The sequence below is a fragment of the Ktedonobacter robiniae genome, from assembly GCF_016587375.1.
GTDB lineage: Bacteria > Chloroflexota > Ktedonobacteria > Ktedonobacterales > Ktedonobacteraceae > Ktedonobacter > Ktedonobacter robiniae.
Map to the genome: position 1 here is coordinate 3,186,565 of NZ_BNJG01000001.1, position 19,940 is coordinate 3,206,504.

The 19,940-nt window shown below is 55.7% G+C and carries 16 protein-coding genes; 9 read left to right on the forward strand and 7 right to left on the reverse strand.

From position 1 onward, the window contains the following. Positions 1-9: 9 nt before the first annotated feature. Entirely contained in the window at positions 10-846 is an 837-nt protein-coding gene (locus tag JMJ04_RS48410) for a hypothetical protein (protein WP_307811674.1), read from the reverse strand. A gap of 306 nt (positions 847-1,152) precedes the next feature. Here JMJ04_RS48410 and JMJ04_RS13375 point away from each other — a divergent pair, with 306 nt between their 5' ends. The 4 genes from JMJ04_RS13375 (at position 1,153) to JMJ04_RS13390 (ending at position 4,230) form a co-directional block, all read left to right on the forward strand. Next, positions 1,153-1,368, forward strand: a complete 216-nt coding sequence (locus JMJ04_RS13375) for a hypothetical protein (protein WP_201370969.1) — start codon at positions 1,153-1,155, stop codon at positions 1,366-1,368. A 209-nt stretch (positions 1,369-1,577) separates the two neighbouring features. Then, positions 1,578-1,934, forward strand: coding sequence for a DUF2089 domain-containing protein (locus JMJ04_RS13380; RefSeq protein ID WP_007907440.1), 357 nt, complete (start codon positions 1,578-1,580; stop codon positions 1,932-1,934). 4 nt (positions 1,935-1,938) lie between these two features. Further along, on the forward strand, positions 1,939-2,340 hold the full coding sequence (locus JMJ04_RS13385) for an SHOCT-like domain-containing protein (protein WP_201370970.1): 402 nt from the start codon (positions 1,939-1,941) through the stop codon (positions 2,338-2,340). A 12-nt stretch (positions 2,341-2,352) separates the two neighbouring features. After that, positions 2,353-4,230 carry an SHOCT-like domain-containing protein gene (locus tag JMJ04_RS13390; RefSeq protein WP_201370971.1) on the forward strand — a complete coding sequence of 626 codons (1,878 nt, stop codon included), beginning with the start codon at positions 2,353-2,355 and terminating at the stop codon, positions 4,228-4,230. A gap of 68 nt (positions 4,231-4,298) precedes the next feature. Here the strand turns inward: JMJ04_RS13390 and JMJ04_RS13395 are convergent, their stop codons facing one another. Continuing rightward, on the reverse strand, positions 4,299-5,552 hold the full coding sequence (locus JMJ04_RS13395; RefSeq protein WP_201370972.1) for a cysteine desulfurase-like protein: 1,254 nt from the start codon (positions 5,550-5,552) through the stop codon (positions 4,299-4,301). A gap of 341 nt (positions 5,553-5,893) precedes the next feature. On the opposite strand from JMJ04_RS13395, the gene JMJ04_RS13400 reads away from it, so the two are divergent. The 3 genes from JMJ04_RS13400 (at position 5,894) to JMJ04_RS13410 (ending at position 9,356) form a co-directional block, all read left to right on the forward strand. Continuing rightward, a complete protein-coding gene (locus JMJ04_RS13400; RefSeq protein ID WP_201370973.1) occupies positions 5,894-6,862 on the forward strand; it encodes an aldo/keto reductase in 969 nt (322 codons plus the stop codon). A 204-nt stretch (positions 6,863-7,066) separates the two neighbouring features. Then, on the forward strand, positions 7,067-7,744 hold the full coding sequence (ung, locus tag JMJ04_RS13405; protein WP_201370974.1) for a uracil-DNA glycosylase: 678 nt from the start codon (positions 7,067-7,069) through the stop codon (positions 7,742-7,744). A 103-nt stretch (positions 7,745-7,847) separates the two neighbouring features. Continuing rightward, complete coding sequence (locus tag JMJ04_RS13410; protein ID WP_201370975.1) at positions 7,848-9,356, forward strand: gluconokinase; 1,509 nt, start codon at positions 7,848-7,850, stop codon at positions 9,354-9,356. 217 nt (positions 9,357-9,573) lie between these two features. On the opposite strand, the gene JMJ04_RS13415 is transcribed toward JMJ04_RS13410, so the two are convergent. The 4 genes from JMJ04_RS13415 to JMJ04_RS13430 form a co-directional block, all read right to left on the reverse strand. Beyond that, positions 9,574-11,346: an FAD-dependent monooxygenase gene (locus tag JMJ04_RS13415; RefSeq protein WP_201370976.1), complete on the reverse strand. Its 1,773-nt coding sequence runs from the start codon at positions 11,344-11,346 to the stop codon at positions 9,574-9,576. Next, entirely contained in the window at positions 11,343-12,617 is a 1,275-nt protein-coding gene (locus JMJ04_RS13420) for a beta-ketoacyl-[acyl-carrier-protein] synthase family protein (RefSeq protein ID WP_201370977.1), read from the reverse strand. The genes JMJ04_RS13415 and JMJ04_RS13420 overlap by 4 nt, the downstream gene beginning before the upstream one ends. Further along, complete coding sequence (locus tag JMJ04_RS13425) at positions 12,601-13,926, reverse strand: beta-ketoacyl-[acyl-carrier-protein] synthase family protein (RefSeq protein WP_201370978.1); 1,326 nt, start codon at positions 13,924-13,926, stop codon at positions 12,601-12,603. The genes JMJ04_RS13420 and JMJ04_RS13425 overlap by 17 nt, the downstream gene beginning before the upstream one ends. A gap of 104 nt (positions 13,927-14,030) precedes the next feature. Continuing rightward, positions 14,031-14,948 carry an alpha/beta fold hydrolase gene (locus tag JMJ04_RS13430; protein WP_201370979.1) on the reverse strand — a complete coding sequence of 306 codons (918 nt, stop codon included), beginning with the start codon at positions 14,946-14,948 and terminating at the stop codon, positions 14,031-14,033. 223 nt (positions 14,949-15,171) lie between these two features. Between JMJ04_RS13430 and JMJ04_RS13435 the strand changes: the two genes are divergently transcribed. Then, on the forward strand, positions 15,172-15,654 hold the full coding sequence (locus tag JMJ04_RS13435; protein ID WP_201370980.1) for a nuclear transport factor 2 family protein: 483 nt from the start codon (positions 15,172-15,174) through the stop codon (positions 15,652-15,654). Positions 15,655-15,747: 93 nt separating this feature from the next. On the opposite strand, the gene JMJ04_RS13440 is transcribed toward JMJ04_RS13435, so the two are convergent. Beyond that, positions 15,748-17,217 carry an MFS transporter gene (locus JMJ04_RS13440; RefSeq protein ID WP_201370981.1) on the reverse strand — a complete coding sequence of 490 codons (1,470 nt, stop codon included), beginning with the start codon at positions 17,215-17,217 and terminating at the stop codon, positions 15,748-15,750. Positions 17,218-17,679: 462 nt separating this feature from the next. Here JMJ04_RS13440 and JMJ04_RS13445 point away from each other — a divergent pair, with 462 nt between their 5' ends. Then, the gene (locus tag JMJ04_RS13445; protein ID WP_201370982.1) at positions 17,680-19,896 is read left to right on the forward strand and encodes a protein kinase domain-containing protein; all 2,217 of its coding nucleotides are present in this window, start codon (positions 17,680-17,682) and stop codon (positions 19,894-19,896) included. Positions 19,897-19,940: the final 44 nt, after the last annotated feature.

Below are 19,940 nucleotides of genomic sequence, written 5' to 3' on the forward strand. Positions count from 1 at the left end.
AAGGTTTCTCTAAGACGAGCTGAGAGCTTGGGACCTCATGTGTAGCCAGTCGATCGGCCTGCTTAAGGAGAGCCGGAAGCGAGAGCAGTAAGGGATAATGGATATTTTTAGGCGGATCACCCTCTGCTGTAGGATCGAGCGTGTCTCCATGCCAGTAGGGATCGTTCTCGAGCGTTTGAAAAATGCCCACGAGACGAAATTGCAGGGGCGCGGCGTATACTTTGTGGGATCTGAGCTGCTATCCAATCTACTACTGAGGGTTGTGCTGAAGAGACTTCCAATATGCAGCGGCTCATTGGTCAATTCGCGTGCCGTCTCTTGTGAAAGCGCGATTTCGAGAGGCCCGGACGTGTTTTCCTGGGGGAGGCGCCCCTGAAGGATCTTTAGATGGGAAGATCCCTCTGGCACGTTGACGCCCGTAAGAGTAAACGTCGCGACATGAGAAATAGGATGAGGCGAGATAACAGGCAAATTGAGCAATTGTAAAGTTGCTTGCGGAGGAGCGCTGGTTAAATAGGGGGACATCTGTTGCGTGAAGGGTTGCCCCAGTTGCTGGCTTTGCTGGGCGTACTTGGCGCTGGCAAGAGTCCTGGAACTGACCTGGACCATAAGCTCTGAATTTGAAGGTGTAGCGCGTAGCAGATCGCGCAGAGCCGCAGTCGTCGTAACGACTTGAAGAACAGGGAGGGCGCAGACGATCATGACTGCGCACACTGTACCCAGGCCGGTCATAAAGAGCATAAAGGCGCTATGGCGCAGACGCCACAACGCCAGAGTAATCATAGAAAGAAGCTCAGACTGTCTAGAGTGTGCCGTCATGAGGCGTGGCCTGGTAAGTGTCGTCATCTCGATATCCTTCGCCTTACAAGGTGTCTATCCTGACTCATAGATGCATTCTCTATGTATACGAATTTTTCGCTGCAATGCTCACGATGGGAAGACCTGCTTTTCCCCTCTCGATTGAAATAGCAGCGGGTAATGTCAGACTGTAAAAAATATCTCTGTTTTAAGCGAATATTGTCAATGTCTTGATTTTAATTGCCAAATATATTGACATTTATTGTTGTTGGATGGTATTATTGCCATGTGGTTAATAGAAAATTCTAGTCAAGTGCAAATATTCGTTAGTCACAAGGAAAGGATGTGTTAGTGATGGGTATGCAGAGGCCAGAAGAGATGATGGCGTTGCGCTATCAGGAACTACAGGCGATGGCGGAGCAGTGTTGCTATAGCGATGCCGTGGCACGCCTGCGCGATCCGGGTATGGGTCGGCGTGCCATTGCCGGGATGGGGCGCCGTGTTGCCGCCCTGGGTCGCAAGATGGAGGCCATGGGAACGGTTAGAAGTTATGAACTCTTCTTGCGTTAAGGCAAAGAAACCTTGATCGGTAGCATCATTCCCATTTTGGTTGTCTTAACAAAAGCGGTCTGGCAGTGTAAACACTGAGCTAGCAAGTATTTGCACGTGTACGATCCACAAAAAGAACCATATTCCATGTCTCTGGCAGGCCATGGCAGCAGGTTGCGAGCGCACCTGCGCAAGTCGGGGCGTGGCGAAATGAGGAGAGAGAAACGCATATGCATCCATTGATTACACGGGATCCCGTTAGTGGAAATGAACTGGTAGTGACGCGGCTGGAGTGTCCCGAGAGTGGCATTGTGATTGAGGGTCAATTTAGCCTGGGATGGATTGGCCGCTTGACGCGAGAGCAACTGGACTTTGTGGAGCTTATGGTCAAGTACCGGGGGAACATCCAGAAGCTGGCCGCTGAAATGAATGTGGCTTATAACACGGCGCGTAGTCGCCTGGATGAGATCGTCGCCGCTCTGGGTGGAACCCCAGAGGAGACGCGCGTCGACCGCCGGGCTGTTCTCGACCGACTGGCTTCCAAGGAGATCAGTGTCGAGGAGGCGATGCGCCTGCTGAAGGGATAGCGCCATGGCTGCGACAAAAGACGAGCGGGAGCAAATTCTGCAACTGGTCGAGACAGGCCAGCTCAGCTCCAGGGAGGCTAGCGAACTCTTTGATGCCCTGGAGGACGAGCAAGAGCGCCATGACACGCGTAGCCTGCTCGCAAGCAGAAGAGATCGTCTGCTACGGGTGCGCGCGACCACGCTGGGAACCCAGACGAAGGCTGGTAAACAGCGTGTGCATGTAACGGCGACGATACCGGTCAGCCTGGTGCGGGCGGCCCTGCGCCTCGGTGTACAGGTGTTGCCACAGCTCAAAAGCAACAGCGTAGAAGATCTCTTGAGTGCGATTGACCGTGGAGCGAGCGGGCGTCTTTTAGATCTGCAAGACCTTGAGAACGGCGAGCGTCTCGAGATTTTTATTGAGTAGAGGAGCATTATTATGGAGCAGACATTCGCGGCAAACGGCATCCAGCGTATCGTTCTTATAGACATCTGGAATGATGTAAGTGTGCGTGGCTGGGGCGAGCAAAACATCAAGCTGGAGGCGGATGGACATGTTGAGAGTGTGCAGCCCGAGGGGGACACGCTGACCATCCGTGGCAGTTCCGATGACCTTGAGCTATGGGTCCCTTATGAAAGCTCGATCAGGATCAATAACGCCCATGGCGATACGCTGGTAAGCGATGTGCAACGCGTGGAACTGCGGCAGGCGCACGGCGATGTAGAGATCACCAAAATTCACGCCGAGGCCTTGCTGGAACACATTGATGGAGATCTTGAGGTCAGTGAAGTACATGGAGACGTCACCTTAAGAGATGTACAAAGCGACGTTGAAATCCATAATGTCGCGACATTGCGGGCTGAGGGCGCTATCCAGGGAAGTCTGGAATGTGAGATCGCGCGCCTGGTCGAACTGCAAGAGGTCCAGGGTGATGTGGAGCTCAGGGCGGTAGGCGAAGTGAGCGCACGCCATTGTGCGGGCGATTTTAGCGCTACAGGTATCGATGGCGCATTGAGGCTGGCTGATATTGGTGGAGATCTGGTAGTTCGTGGCTTCCTGAGCTTGCAAGCCAATAATGTAGGTGGAGATGTCTTAACCGAGGGGAATGGCGAGGTCACAATTGGCAATGTAGGTGGAGATCTTGAGGCTAAAGGGGCTTCACAGCTCCAGGTGGGGAACGTCAGCGGAGATTGCGCGCTGCGTGGTATCTCAGGTGAGGCGAAGCTGGGCATGATCGGCGCTGACCTGGACGCGGTTGGAGTTACAGGAGAGCTTGCCTTTAGCGAGGTTGGAGGTGACGCTACACTTAAAGCCATTCAGGGGAGCGTCAAGGCGGGCAACATTGGTGGCGACCTTACCTTGCAGGCCAACTTTCCGCCAGATAGTGTGACCCAGTTGCATGTTGGCGGTGATGCCGCCATCACTCTGCCATCTCAGCCTGACCTGACCCTGCGCGCGTTTGTCGGAGGCGATATCAGTGGGCGCGCCGTCGTCGCGAGCCGGGCTGGCAACCAGGTGAACCTGGTCTATGGCAATGGATCGGCGCATCTGGATCTGCATGTGGGTGGAGATCTCAGGTTGCGTGGCAACGAAGATCCGCGTAGCAGCAGTAGCGCGGGTGGAGCGTGGGATTGGAGCGACTTTTCCTCTGAAATGGCGCGTATGGGCCAGGAGCTAGGCCATGATATCTCACGCATGATAAACGATGCCCTCGCGCAGACAAACGAGGAGCAGATGCGCCGGGCACGCGGTTTCGCTGAGAAGCAGGAACGCATGGCCGAGCGTATGTCACGCCGAGCCAGCAGACAGGCTGAGCGCGTGAATATACGCATCAATAATCGCGAATGGCATATGGATCGTGGGCGCCTGGAGCGCATCATGGATCAGGCGCGTAAGGCCACAGCGGAAGGCGTCTATGGAGCGCTGGACGCGGTAGAGCAGGCCCTTAAAAACCTGCAAATTCCCGTACCGCCTACACCGCCTACGCCTCCAGCGCCACCAACTCCGCCGCACGCTCCCGTTCCCCCGGTGCCTCCCGTAGTACCAGTTCCCCCTGCACCTCCTCGAAGTCACCTGGAGGATTTAGAGGTCGAGGAACCAGACTTGGAGCACCTGGAGGACTTTGAGGGACCCGATGAGCGGAGCATGCCTGAGGTGCCTGTGGCTGCTGGTGATGTTGAAGAAGAGGAGAAGGTTGGTACCCCAAAGGCTCCAGTGAATGTCGAGCAGGAGCGCCTGGCGATCCTACGCATGATCGCCGAAGGCCGCGTCTCGCCCGAAGAAGGCGATATGCTGCTTGAAGCCCTGGGAGAGTAAGATAATTTTTGAAAAAGAAGCCAGCGTGAATGCTGTAGCGTTCACGCTGGCTTCTTTTTCAAAAATTATTATTTCTTTAAAGTACTCAGTGCCTGGGCCAGGCGCTCAATCTCTGTGTGGGTGTTGTAATGCGCGAGTCCGACGCGTAGCAGGCCGCCTTGTTCTTCCAGCCCCAGGCGTGCCATCACTTCAACGGCGTAGTAGTTGCCGTTCCAGACATTGAAATGCTCGATGGCGAGCTGCTCTGCCAGTTCGCGTGGTTGCCAGCCTTCCAGAGAGAAGGAGAAGGTAGGAACGCGCTCTTGCAATCGCTGTAGATCGGCAATGCCGTAGAGCTTGAGGCCGGGCAGTGGTGTTAGCGCTTGCAGAATGGTCTGGCTCAGCTCGTTTTCGTAGGCGTTGATGACCTCCATAGCCTGACGTAGAGCCAGGCGCCGTCCCGCGAGTAGCTCCTGGTGCTGATGCGTGAACGAGGCGCCAAAGGTCGTACCAAGCCAGGCCAGGTACTCCAGGCAACCCAGCAGGCCAGCGATCGACTCAAAACTCTGCGTGCCCGTCTCAAACTTTCCAGGAGGCTCGTTATCGGCGGGACGGACCTTGTAGGCCTCCAGCTTTTGTAGCAGCTCATACTTTCCATAGAGGATGCCAATATGCGGACCAAAGAACTTGTAGCCTGAGCAAGCCAGCAGGTCACAATCAAGCTCCTGCACATCGATAAAGCGATGCGGTGCATATTGAACTGCATCGATAAAACAGAGCGCGCCAACCTGGTGAGCCAGTTCAATGGCACGCTTGACATCGTTGATGGTCCCCACGGCGTTTGAGGCGTAGCCAATGGCGACCAGCTTTGTACGCGGTGTGACCTGGCGTTCCAGGTCCTGCATATCAAGCGTACAATCCTCTGGATGAATATCTACCCAGCGGATAGTACATCCTCGGTCGCGTGCGATAAGCAGCCAGGGGGCAATATTGGCGTCATGGTCCAGGCGCGTGACAACGATCTCATCGCCGGGCTGAAGCAGAAGCGCGATACTCCGGCTGATATGGAGGGTCAGGCTGGTCATATTCTGCCCAAAGACAATCTCCTCTGGGCGCGCGGCATTAAGAAAATCGGCCATGGCCTGCCGGGCCTCATAGACCACAGAATCTGAGCGCAGGCTGGTCGTAAAGGCCCCGCCGTGATTGGCATTGGTATTGAGTAAATAGTGTTGCATGCGGCGCAGCACATCCTGCGCGATCTGCGTTCCACCGGGATTGTCAAAGAACACCGTTTCATTATTGAGTGACGGGAAGCGAGAACGTACCGCCTCGATATCAAGCATAGAAACCTCCAGTAACTAGCGATCAGTCAAGCCCTTCATTCTATCACGCTCAACATCGGGAAATTCTTCGCGCCCCTGGCGGAATTTGAGGCTTCCTCTCCGCTCACCTGAGCCGAAAGGCTAGCTGCGAAAGTGGCGCTGCGCCCCCGAATGGGGGTTGGTGAGCGGAATAAGAAGCCAGTCCCCAATTTCTTTTCCCTCTTGCCGCTGCAGGCGGCAGAAACAACGTATATATGGTGTTTGTTAAGACATATAGGCCTATATCTGTAACATGGAAGAAGAGCACCCCGTGTAGAAAACAGTATGGTATGAGAGTGCTTAGAAAGAAGGTTGGAGAACGCATGCATACGCGACCGTTTGGAAAGACTGGCATGGAGATCACTCCCATTGGCCTGGGTGCCTGGGCTATTGGCGGCGGCAACTGGCAATTTGGCTGGGGTTCGCAGGATGATAATGAGTCAATCGCGACCATCCACCGCGCCATTGACCTGGGGGTCAACTGGATCGATACAGCGGCTGTCTATGGTTTGGGACATGCTGAGGAGATCGTTGGCAAAGCCCTTCAGGGGCGAGGTGAGAAGCCTTATATCTTTACCAAGTGTGAGCGCACCTGGAATGAGCGGCGCGAAATTGTACCAAGCTTAAAGGCGGCCTCAATCCAGCGCGAGGTAGAGGATAGCCTGAGGCGCCTGGATGTGGATGTCATCGACCTCTATCAGATCCACTGGCCGCAGCCGGAGGAGGATATTGAAGAGGGTTGGAGCACGCTAGTAAAGCTCAAGGAGCAGGGCAAGGTGCGCGCCATTGGTGTCTCAAACTTTAACGTTGAGCAGATAGAGCGCTGTAAGAAATATGGACCCGTGGAGACATTACAGCCCCCGTACTCGTTGCTCAATCGCGATGCCGAGAGAGACCTCCTACCCTATTGCGAGCGCGAAGATATCGGCGTCATTGCCTACTCACCCATGCGTTCAGGCCTGCTATCGGGCCGCATGACGAAAGAGCGTGTTGCGCAGATGCCCGATGACGACTGGCGTAAGAATGATCCTGATTTCCAGTCTCCCCGCCTTGAGCGCAATCTGGAGCTGGCGAAGATGCTCACCGAAGATGTTGGCTTTCCACATAACGTGGGGGCGGGAGTTGTCGCCATTGCCTGGGTCTTGAGCAATCCAGCAGTGACCGGCGCTATTGTTGGCGCCAGGCATCCCAACCAGATCGAGGATCTGTTGCCCGCTGCCGAACTGCGCCTCAGCGAGTTAGAGCTTGATCAAATTGAGCAATTCATGCAGAAACACCCTGTCCAGGCCTAAAAATTTTTGTTGGAATGTGATGATGTCCCTGGCGGCTTGCGGCCGCCAGGGACATCATCACATTCCAACAAGCGAGTGCCGTAGGCGCGAGAAGTAGTACGTCTGGGGGTACCACTATTCAGGGGGGCATAAAGAAGAGTAGAGTAGAGGGTATTACCAATACTCATCGCGACATATTACAAGAGAGGATGTTGTAGCGTCATTATGCTCATTAATATTCCTGAGAGCTGGCATGAAGTGCTCAATGGTGAACTGGAGAAGGACTATTTCAAGAAATTAGAGGCGTTCGTGGATAACGAGCGAGTTCATTATGAAGTGTTTCCTCCAGAAGAAGATCTCTTCTCGGCTCTGCGTTTGACCCCCTACGACAAAGTCAATGTACTCTTGTTGGGACAGGACCCCTATCACGACAATAATCAGGCGCACGGCCTCTGTTTCTCGGTGCGCCCAGGCATTAAGCCCCCTCCCTCGCTGGTCAACATGTTCAAAGAATTGCGCAATGATGTCGGTTTTCAAATTCCGAACAATGGCTACCTGGTTCCCTGGGCGGAGCAGGGTATCCTGATGCTCAATGCCGTACTGACGGTGCGTGCCCACGAACCCAATTCGCATAAGAATCACGGTTGGGAGAAGTTTACGGACGAGATTATCCGGCGCGTCAACGCCAAGGATGACCAGGTAGTCTTCGTACTCTGGGGTGGTTATGCCCAGAAGAAGAAGGCCCTCATCGACACCACCAAACATCGCATCATTGAGTCGGCTCATCCCTCGCCGCTCTCGGCGCGCAACGGTTTCTTTGGCAGCCGCCCCTTCTCCGCCATCAACTCCGCCCTGCGCGAAGCGGGCAAGCCAGAGATCAACTGGCAGTTGCCTAATTTGTAGTAATATGAATAGTATAGAGGAAGCTGCCCGGCGCTGCTGGCGTACGCCAGCAGCGCCGGGCAGCTTCCTCTATACTATTCATTACTCCGAGAGATGAAAGACCATGATTGAGAACCAGCAAGCATATATTGCCCCATATATCCTGGCGCTTGATGTCGGTACCTCTTCGACACGCGCTCTGCTCTTCGATGCCAGGGGACAGGGAGTCACAGGCATTGGATCACAAAAAAAGTATCAATTGACGACCAGCCATAACGGCGAGGCCAGTCTCGATGCGGATATATTGACGGAGATCGTTGCTGCTACCATTGACGAGGTGTTGCATCAGATGGGGACGCGGGCCAGCGAGGTCAAGGCCGTGGCCCTGGATACCTTCTGGCATAGCCTGGTCGGCGTAGATGCCCAGAATAAAGCACTCACACCGGTAATCACCTGGGAGGATACACGCCCTGCATCGATGGTGCAAACACTGGGAGAGCACCTGGACGAGCAGAAAGTACACCAGCGCGTTGGCGCCCGTTTTCATGCCAGCTACTGGCCAGCGAAGCTAACCTGGCTGGCACGGGAGCAGAAAGAGGTGTACGGCAGGGTAACGCAGTGGATCTCCTATGGTGAGTACCTGCATCGCGTCTTGTTGGGGAAATCGGTGTGTAGTCTCTCGATGGCTTCGGGCACGGGGATGCTCAACATTCGTGAGCGAGCCTGGGATAGCGAACTGGTGCAATATTTAGGGATCAAAGATGGGCAGTTGCCACAGCTTGGCGACTATAAGGATGGGATTACAGGGCTGACGGACGCATATCAGCAGCGCTGGCCGCAACTACAAAAGGTGACCTGGTTCCCCGCCCTGGGCGATGGCGCGGTGGCGAATGTCGGCTCAGGCGCGACAACGCTGGGATGTTGGGCCTTGACGATGGGTACCTCCAGCGCGATTCGCGCCATCGTGGAGCCGGAGCAGGTCGTTCCCTCCATGGGTCTGTGGCTCTACCTGGTCGATCGTAAGCGGGCCGTTGTCGGAGGAGCCTTGAGCCAGGGTGGGAACGTGCTCGCCTGGTTGCGAGACACGCTGGGCCTGGAGGATCTCAAGCAAGCGGAACAGCTTGCGCAAGCCGTTGAGCCAGATGGGCACGGCCTGACGATCCTGCCCTTTATTTCGGGCGAGCGCAGCCTGGGCTGGCAAGGTTCGCGCCGCATGACGATTGCGGGCCTCTCGCTACATACGACGCCAGGTATGTTACTGCGCGCAGGTATCGAATCCCTGGCCTATCAGTTAAAGCAGGTCTATGACGAGCTGCATCGCGTGCTCCCGTTTGAGGAGCAGCATGTGCCGCAGGTGATCTGCAATGGCGGAGCGGTCCTGGGCATGCCATTGATGCAGCGGATCCTAGCCGACACACTTGGTGCACCGATCTATCCCTCACGCGACTCCGAAGCCTCCTCGCGTGGTGCAGCTCTGCTGGCGCTTGAGGCGTTAGGCCTGATCGAGGATATCACAAAGGTCAAACCCAACCTCGGGGAGAGCAAGAGGCCAGACGCGAAGCTGGGCAGTATCTATCAGCAGGGACTCGCACGCCAGCAGAAGCTGTACCATATGCTGCAAGAGCCCCTGTAGGGACTATGTGTGAACCTTAACGATGCTGATTGACAAATACTGTGAAAAAACATTTGTATTGTATGCTTGGCAGAGCTACCAAGCATACAATACAAATGTAAGATGTCATTTTTGTTGGTAGGGAAATGCGCACTTCATTCAGTTACAGGTTTGCAGAGATGCAATGCTTCCAGCAAGCTTTGCCATGTTGTTATGTCCAATTCCAAGAATGTAACATTTATAAATTCAGCAGACGTAGCAGGCGTTGCGCGAACGCAGTTGCCTCACCTGCATGGAAAACCCCGAGGATGTAGCGGTCGGGTCGCACCAGCAGGTAAAGATCGTGTCGTCCCTGAAAAAGGGCCTGCAAGGAGCCATCAAGATCATAAACTGGTGTGAGGTGAGGTGGAATGTGCCGCTCCGAGGGGGCGTGGCGCAAGCGTGGAACGAGCACGATATAGCGAGGTTTGAGGCACGACCAGGCTGGGTGCTGCAAGGGGTCCTCCACCAGGCCCTCCTCAGGGTCGAGCCGGATGAGGCTAAAACCCGGGCCAAGCAGGTCATCCAGGGCCAGGAGCTGGTGCGCGCAGGTGAGCATCTGAGGTTGGGGCAGGTAGGAGCCGGGCAGATGACGAAAACCTGGCAAGCGCGTGGGCAGGATGAGCCCCTGGCTATAGCGAGGCTGCGGTTTAACGCGCATCTCGCGTAGACTCTCCGTAAACGCCGGTATGCGTGCTATGACTCCTCGCAGGAGGAGATCGCGCAGTAGTGCGACCAGGCGGTTGGAGGGCATGATGATTCTACCTAGGGTGGAGGAGAAGAGAATCATCTCGCGGATGTGTGGCACACGCTCGCCCTGATAGCTGGCGAGGATCGACTGGTCCGCGCGCCGCTGGAGGACGAGCGCGACCTTCCAGCAGAGATTATGCACATCGCGCAGGCCGCTATTCATGCCTTGTCCACCAAAGGGCGGCATCAGGTGCGCGGCATCGCCGAGCAGGAAGACGCGATGATGAGCGAGGCGTGAGGTCATGGTCGCATAGAAGGTGTAGACCGCTTTGCGAGAGATCTGTGCTGGCTTCCCTGCGGACCAGTGTCGCTGGGCTAGCCGCGATTGCCTAATAAGCGCCTGGATGCACTCCTCGCGTAGCATATCCTCGCTCTCTTCCTGCGAGTGCAGCATAAACTCCCAGCGGCGACCCTGAGCGGGCGCGGGTACAGTCACCGCGGGCCGCGTGGGATTGCAGAAGAAAATAATGGCGTTCGTGGGATCATCGTCCTCGACACAATCCACGACCAGCCAGCGCTGGGGGGCCTGTCTCGCTTGCACTGCTTCCTGGGGCCTCCTCAGTCTGGCTGCCAGGGGGAGAAGTGCCTGGCTTAAGGAGGGGGCGTGCATGCTGAGTGCGAGGGCATGGCGTACGGGGCTACGCCCTCCATCACAGGCCAATAAGAAGGCGCACCGCACCTGGATCTGTTGCTCGCCTGGTGCGCGTAAGGTGAGCAAGACCTCGTGCTCGCTCTGCTTGAAGGTGAGCAGTTCATGCTGAAAGTAGACACGCGCATGTGGGAAGCGTGCAAGCCCATGGAGCAAGGCCTGCTCGAAGGTTGGCTGGTGAAAGGTTGAGATCAAGGGGAAGCCATTGCGCTGCTGGGTGGGGGCCACGCGCGCGAGGAGATGAGGTCCTGAGAGATAGTGTGCCTCTGTTCCCAGGCGCATAGAGGGCAGAAGCGCATCGCGTAGTCCTATGGCCTGGCAGAAGCGCAACCCCTCGTCATCAATCGAAATGGCGCGTGGAAACGTGCAGAGCCCCTCGTTGCGCTCTATGAGCAGTGTCGAGACGCCGAGCAGGCCCAGGAGATTGGCGGCCGCCAGCCCGGTTGGACCGGCCCCCACAATGATGACCGAGCTATAGGCTGGTAGCTTGCCTGAAATGGGTGCGTGCCGAGGATGATCCAGGAGATCATCCTCGGCGTTCTCTTCCTCCAGGTGTGGTTCCTCTTGCATCATGGCTCCCGTGTGAATGCCAGGACAACATTGGAGCCGCCCAGACCGCGACCAGCGACCAGTACCCCCGAAGATGCGTCCTTGTGCTCGATAGGTCGGGCCTCATTGCGCACCAGGTCCAGGTGGTAGCGCGGATCGGGATCATCGCAGTTGAGCGTTGGGGGAATCACTCCATGCTTGAGGGCCAGGAGCGCGGTTAGAGCGTCAATGGCCCCGGCGGCTGCATAGCTATGGCCAATGCTGGTGCGGGGAACGCTGACCGGGATGCGCTCGCTCTCGGCATCAAAGGCCAGTCTGAGAGCCTCGGCCTCGCCCTGGTCCGAAGCGGGATGCGCACGTCCATCGAGCTGTACATAGGCCAGGTCGGAGGGTTGTAGCCTTCCCTGGTTCAGGGCCTGACACATGGCGCGTGCGTACTGGGTGCCATCACAGGAAGGGGCATGCAAGCCCTGGGCCTCATTGGTCTGGCCATAGCCAACGAGTTCGCCATAGATGGTTGCGCCACGGCGGCGAGCATGCTCATACTCTTCCAGGATGCAGATGCCCGCACCTTCGGCCAGAATCAGACCTGTGGCTCGTTGATCGAAGGGCCGATAGGCATTCGGATCATCGCTCGTCGTGCAAACGCCCTGCTGGGCCAGGACGCGCAGGAGCAGGGGATGGAGGAAAGCTTCGCAACCGCCAGCGATAATCATATCCGCGGTATTGCGACGAATGGCTCCCGCAGCCATGCCAAGCGCGTTGAGACCGCTGACCGCGTCGTTAACGGGCGTTTTACAGTAGCCCTGGATGTTATAGCGAATAGCGGCCTGCCCAACGTTGGCCACATTGAGCCAGGCGATAGCAGTATAGGCGCTGACAAAGCGCGGCCCCCGTGTGTAGAGCGTATGTAGTTGCTTAAGAACAAAGTCTACCCCACCCATAGCATTGGCGATGACGGCCCCTACGCGGCGTGGATTCTCATGCGCCAGGTCGAGTCCAGCATCCATAATAGCTTCCTGGATGGCGGCAAAGGCGAAGTGCGTCATGCGATCCGTGCGATTGGCGAGCTTGCGGTCAATATAATCTTCAGTCACGAAGTCGCGAACGGCCCCCGCTACCCAGAGAGGCAGGTTGGCATGTGCATAGTTCTCATGTGGCTCCAGGCACGTGATGCCTGAGATACCATCGCGGCTGGCCTGCCAGAAGTTGGCGGTTCCAATACCATTAGGGGCGACCACACCCAGGCCTGTAACCACTACCCGGCGTTGCTGATTATTAGCCATAATTTTCATTACCCATAGTTTCTTTTAGCCAGTCAGGTTGAGCGAAGACGAGGACGCTATTGACTCCGCCGAAGCCACTAGAATGAGAGAGCGCTACTTTGACGGCGCTTGCGCGAGCGACATTGGGGACATAATCAAGATCACAGAAAGGATCGGGATGCTCCTGATTGAGGGTTGGGGGCAGCAATTGTTGATCGATAACCATGGCGGTCACGACGGCCTCGATCGCGCTGGCGGCTCCCTGGGTATGCCCGATCATCGACTTGGTAGCGCTGATGGGTATTTTATAGGCATATTCGCCGAAGAGCGCCTTATAGGCCGCGGTCTCCGCGATCTCATTAGGCGGCGTCGAGCTACCATGCGAGTTGATGTAGCCAAGATCGGAGAAGCGCAGTTGGCAATCCTCAATCGCCTGCTCCAGTAGATGGTGCAGGGGCGCGCCATCGGACGGTAAGGCTGTCATATGATAGGCGTTGCTATTGGTGTTAAAGCCGATAATTTCCGCGTAGATGTGCGCGCCGCGCGCAAGGGCAGTCTCGCGCTCCTCCAAAAGAAGCATGCCCGCGCCTTCGGCCATGACAAAGCCGTCACGTTTATGATCATAGGGGCGCGAGGCCTGTTCGGGCGTATCGTTATAGATGGTGCTGAGGGCACCCATGACGCAGAAGACGTCCAATCCTATCGGGCTGATCGCAGAATCCGTTCCCCCGGCTAGCATACGCTCTACCTGCCCCTCCTGAATAAGCCAGTAGGCCTCGCCGATGGCATCCGCGCCCGCTGAACAGCCAGTCGCGATCACCGTGCTGGGACCATGCAACTGATGATGGGCGGCGACGCTCATGGCGGAGGCGTGTGTCATCAGGGACGTGGCGCTAATGGAATCGTCGGCCAGTCCCTGGAGACCGTCTTTGGTAAGTTGTAGCCAAAGCCGCTCGCCCTCTTCTACATAGGACATCGCGCTCCCCACGTAGACACCGAAGTGTTCGCGCTCCTCCTGTGTGAGAGAAGATGGAAGGCCCGCGTCTTGCCAGGCCAGATTGGCCGCTGCGACTGCGAATTGGGTGCAGCGATCCAGGTGTGTCATCTCCATAGGGGTGAGTCCCAGGCGTTGCGGCTCAAAATGCGCGACTTCGCCGGCGATACGTACAGGGAGGGTGCTGGCATCGAAGCGCGTGATGTGGCGAATACCCGATTGACCAGCCACGCACGCCTGCCAGAAATCGTCTTTCCCAATCCCGTTGGGAGCGACAACCCCGAGACCTGTAATGACGACCCGGCGTCTGGAAGGGGCTGAGGAATGGAGCTGTATGTCATCCATAAAAGATTCTCCCTCTAACCTGATTTTCTCAGACAAGGATGCCTGAGTAAAGAGCGCTTTGAACCTCGAAGAAGGATCACTACAGGAACAATAGCAAGAGAGTGTCACAGAGTCTGCGATTGTGGTAGCGGGCGTTGTGGTTTTTCTCCTTGTAGAAAGGCCTCAATGAGTGGTGTGACGACCTCGGCCTGCGAATACATAAAGAAGCGCTCTGCTCCTTGTACAACGTGATACGCGGCACAGTTAGGCAATTGCTTCGCCATCCAGCGCGTCTTGTATTCGGGGGAGAGCGCGTCATCGGCGCGATTGATCAAGAGCACAGGCATCGTGAGTGCTGAGATGCGTTGGCGCATCTCAAAATAGTGGATGACAGGCAGAACTGAGTATTTATAAACAAAGGGCCAGCGCGCGATTTTTTGAAACTGCTCCTCAATGAGATGGCGGGGCAGAGCGGGCCTGGTTGTATTGCTTGGCGCGTGCGCCATGATATAGTTAATGACGGTACGGCGCAGAAACGCAGCGGGGAGTATATACTCGACAGGAAGGCGCACATATAGCTCATGGAGCAGCCAGATGAAAGGATGGGGAGCGATCTGGTAGTCGGCCCCCTGCGCGATGATAGTGAGCGAGCGGCAGCGTTGGGGGTAGCGCGCGGCAAACTCGAGCAGCACCATAGCGGCATCTCCATGCGCGAGCAGGTCCACCTGGTCGAGATGTAAGCCATCGAGGACGCCCCGAAGCTCCTCAACGCGAGCAGCCAGGCTGATGGCCTGTGTGGTGCGTGTCTCGCGCCGTCGGTAGAGAATCACGCGTCTCTGCTGACTAAGCGCGCGTACCTGGCGCGCATAGACAAACTCCAGGTGTTCAAGAATGGGAACCATGACCAGGGGCGTGCCCTGACCATGATCGATAAGGGGAACGTCAAGTTTGCCAATAGAGGTACGTTGCCATAACGACTCAATATATGCGACATCCTCGTGAAAGGTAGCATCATCGATCTGGGCTGCGGTAAGAGCACTCAAGCCAAACCTCCCTGTCCGACACTCCATACCCCCGGTAAATAGAGTGATATCTATGTGATGGGCAGCGTGCTATTTGAATAACGCTGCCCAATCGCTTCCATCTTGCTTAGTATATAATACGACAAAGGCGCGAATGAAAGTATGAGTAGTGTAACACCTCTCCTGTGAGGTGCCTAACATAAAAAGGATGAGCTGGTATTTTAAAAAAGGACGCGCTGTTACTATGATGAACGAGAATGCGGCGGATTTATCGCACCTCACAGTGCGACAGTGGATTACGGCCTTCAACGCGCATGATGTGGAGGCCCTGGTGGCCCTCTACGCAGAGGAGGCCGAGTTATTTGATAGCGGTATGCCGGGTCCACGCCGTGGTAAGAGCCAGATCGAGAACTGGTTTCGCTGGCGCTTCCGCAGCACGCCAACTATTACCTATACAGAGCAGACGACCAGTAGGCGTGAAGAGGATACCTTTGAAGTGACCTGGATAGCCAGCGGGATTGGACCCCGAGTCCTGGGTCTGGGTGGCAAGCCCTTTCAGTCTCCAGGGAAGAGTGTCTTTGTACTCAACGAAGAGCGGATCTGGCGCCAGCAGGGAACCTATGACCACCTGGCCGTAATCCGGCAGATCGTACCCATATTGAACGTCTTACCGAGGGCCGTAGCAGAGTGGATCTACAGCCTGTATCTGAGGTGCAATGGTATCTAAACAGTAAGGGATGTGCTGAAAAAATGCTTCACATTTTTTCAGCACATCCCTTACTGTTTGTTTTTGTTCCAGTGGCTAGTCGGTGTTTGAACCTTAGGCGGGGACTTGTTCTTTCTTCATCTCTGCCAGCAGCTCGTGGTCGCCAGCGATCTCCTCCAGCGAGCGCTGATTTGGCTCAGGGAGGGTGAAGATGGTCAGGAGCAGACCCAGCAGGGAGACGACCGCCGCGACCCCCATGGCACCTGGCAGTTTGAAACTGGTGAGCAGGTAGGGAAAGGCGAAGGCGCCGATGAAGGCTCCCAGCTTACCCAGGGCGGCGGCCAGGCCATGCGCCGAGCTGCGAATCATGGTTGGGAAGATCTCGGCGGGATAGACAAATGTCGTCACGTTAGGACCGAACTCTGTGAAGAAGTAGCTCAACGCGTAGAGCGAGAGGAAGGGCAGTGTGCTCTGTGTCAGCCCCGGTACCAGTGCGAGCAGGCCATAGGCGAGCGTCATCATCGCGAAGCCAACGCACTGGATCTTCTTGCGCCCCAGGCGGTCGATGGTCAGGGCCGCGACGATATAGCCGGGCATGGCCGCGACCACGAAGATCCCCAGGGTATAGAGCATATTAGTGACCGCATCAGCATGCGAGTTGAGCGACTTCAAGACTAAGGAGCCGGAGATGGTCGTGCCGTAGTAGGCGATATCGAGCAGGAACCATGCGCCTGCGGTACCAATGACCCATTTCAAGAAGCGCGGCGTAAAGAGCAGGTAGAACCAGGATTTTTTCGGCTGCTGTGTCTGCTGCTTCTGAACTTTGGCGCTCTTCTTCTCGGTCCCATTGCCGGTCACGTTGCTGATGGTCTGCTGCGCAGCCTCGGCATTGCCATGCATCATCAGGGCATAGCGGGGCGTCTCCTCGATCTGGCGGCGTAGGTAGAAGGTCGCCAGGGCGGGAACCGCGCCAAGCGCGAGCATGATGCGCCAGGTCAGGTCTGGATGTAGTCCTGAGACAAGCAGGATCAGCGCTACCAGGGGACCAAGAATCAGGCCCAGGCCCTGCATGGAGAAGACCATGGTGATCAGCTTGCCCCGGTCCTTGCGGTTAGAGTATTCGCTCATCAACGTGGCACTCAGCGGATAATCGCCGCCGATGCCCAGGCCCATGATGAAGCGGAAGATGAGCAGAAAGTAGATGTTAGGGGAGAGGGCCGAGATGACGGCGCCCGCCGCTAGTACAATCAGGGTCAGGCCATAGATGGCGTGGCGACCAATACGATCAGCCAGAAGGCCAAAGATGTAGGAGCCTAAGGCTGCGGCGACGAGGGAGGTACTGGCGACTAGCGAGGTTTCCAGCGCATTGAGGTGCCAGAGAGGGTTCAGAATGGTCAGTGCGGCACCAATAATAAACAGGTCATAGGCGTCCGTAAAGAAGCCCATACCTGAAGTGATCATAGCCTTCCAGTGAAAGCGCGAGAGGCCACTATTGTCGAGTTGTGCCAGCACTTCATGCGCATGTGGCGTTATATGAGATGGTTCATTAGCCAGTGAACCGGTTTGACTATCTTTGACTAGCATATGGAACAAAACTCCTTGCTTAAGGGATAGGTTTATAAATTTACATGTAACAATTAAAAGAATAGCGCTCAATTGTTATCAGAGTGTTAAATGGAGGTTAAATTTCGCTGAGAACCAAGCAAAATCCCTGCTCACCACATTCTCTCCCCAGATTTCGGAGAATGCGAAGAGTGATATCAGCAGAGTTTCCTCTTCACATTGTACATGCCATCAACTAATTTTAGAAATCACATCCTATTATTGATGAATTTTGACTTTTTGTGAAGGCTGTCAGGGGGAGGGAGATTACTTTTGGCTGGTGTGGATGAGAGAGGATTAAAAATTCCCCTGTTTTGTGAACTGCTTCACAGTTCTTGCGTATCAGTAGTAAATATACTACAGTGGTAGTAAACTGCATTGTTAGAGATATATTTGCTTTTCATGTTTTTTTAATGCTTAAAATGCTTATATAAGGAGCTTGTCATGGCTTCCGATGCACATGAATTTTGCCAGCATTGTGGCGCGGCCTATCCGTCACATGCGCGCTTCTGCCCTCACTGTGGTCAGGGAACAAAGGAGCAGAGCCAATCGTCTCTGCCCGCGGTCCAGCACGCAGTGGTGCTTCCCGCTCCGAATGTGCAACGGCTGCTGAAGGGGCGCTATCGAGTTCTCAAGCATATCGGTAGCGGTGGCTATGGCAAGGTTTATAAAGCAGAGGATAGCGAATTTGGCGACCGGCTTGTGGCCATTAAAGAGATGGAGACCAGTGGTGGCACGGAGGAGGTCAAAGAGGCGGAGGAGGCCTTTAAGCACGAGGCCCTCCTGCTGGCCCGGCTCACCCATCCCGGTCTCCCCAGTATTTTTGATTATTTTAGCGAGGGTGGACGCTGGTACCTGGTCATGAGCTTTGTCGAGGGAGTGGCGTTGGAGGAGTACCAGGAGCGGAGTCAGCGCAAGCAGGTCAGCGTGTCGGAGGCGCTCCAGATTGGTATTCAGCTTAGTTCTGTGCTGGGCTACCTGCATTCGCGCCAGCCACCGATTATCTTCCGCGATCTCAAGCCCGCTAATGTGATGCGCACCCCCGAAGGGCAGATCTACCTGATCGATTTTGGTATTGCGCGCATCTTCAAGCAGGGGCAGACGAAGGATACCATTGCCCTGGGATCGCCGGGCTATGCAGCCCCCGAGCAGTATGGCAAGAAGCAGTCTACCCCGCAGACCGATGTCTATAGCCTGGGAGCTACTCTGCATCACCTCATCAGCGGCACAGACCCTTCGCTGACCCCCTTTATCTTCGCGCGCCTGGATGTGCCAGAACACCTGGGGCTGAACGAACTCCTCCTGGCGATGGTGGATACGGATATTCGCAAGCGTCCCGCCAATATGACAGCGGTAAAGCAGGGCTTGCAGCGTATCGCGCGTGAATGCCCTCCCGGCATTTATGCCAGAGTTGGCGTTCCCCACCAGTCCTCTCCTGTACGGTCAGGTCTGGCACCTCAACCAGCTCCAGTGCCAGCACGTTCGCGTGGTCCCGTCTCGGTCGAGGCTGTCATGCAGCGCAGACAGGTACTGCGCCCCTCGGCATATCGCCCGCGCCAGGAGCAACTTCAGGTACTCTCCCCTGTTCAGCCACAGCCCCAGGGGACAAAGATTGAGACCTATTTCTCTCTTCCCAAAAGTAATCCGTTCTCGCGCCGCGCGCTCTTGATTGGTGGGAGCATGTTCGCCGTCGGCGCCGTGGGTTTCTGTGGCCTCTCTTCGTTCTTATTGCAAGCCCGAACTGCTCTGCCTGGCTCCAAACCTGGAGTGCCCGTATCAGATAAGCCAGATAATGAAGGGGTATTGCAGAATGGCGCTCTTGCCGCAAGCTGGACGCCTGATGGGCAACGTTTCGCCCTGGCTGAAGCGTCGTCGGAGGGTCTGATCACAATAGGCGACGCCAGTGGCAATCCGCTGTACCAACTAAGCGGGCATACAGGCAAAGTTTCGTCTTTAGCCTGGTCGCCAGATGGAAAATACCTGGCCTCGGGCAGCTATGATACAACTGTGCGTATCTGGAAGATAGATGAGCGCAACGCCGTTTTTCAATATTCTCAGCATACTAGTCGGGTGATCTCCCTGGCCTGGTCACCTGATAGTAACTGGATTGCCTCGTCTGATGAATATGGTCCTGTCCAGGTCTGGAATGCTCAGCCACGTGCCTTCGGTCAAGGCACATGGCTTATTGACCAGTATGGCCCGGCGCAAGCACTTGCTTTCTCGTCAGATAGTAGATACCTGGCTTCTGGCCATGTTGCGAAGCATGGAATGGCGATTACAGATGCGGCGAGCAGACAAATATTATCGTTTAGTGGTGGAAGAGCCCAGGCTCTGGCCTGGTCCCCTGATGGCAAGTCTATTGCTTTTGCAGATGAGGACGCGATCTATGTTGGCACGTTTGAAAATGGTGGCTTGACGAATATATTTGCGTTGCGTGATTCTCAAGATCGCGTCTCGGCGTTGGCCTGGTCTCTCGATGGAGGATCTATCGCCGCAGCATATTGGAATGGTGCGCTTCAGATCTGGAATATGCATAAAAGACAGGTAGAGAAAATGTTGAGTATTCCCAACGGAGGAGTGGCACTTTCGCTCTCCTGGTCAAAGAATAACCAGCTACTTGCCTCTGATAGCTTAGGAGAGATGCATACCTGGCAGTTTTAGGCATATGTTTTATAAACATTTGGTCGCGAGCAAAGATCGATGGC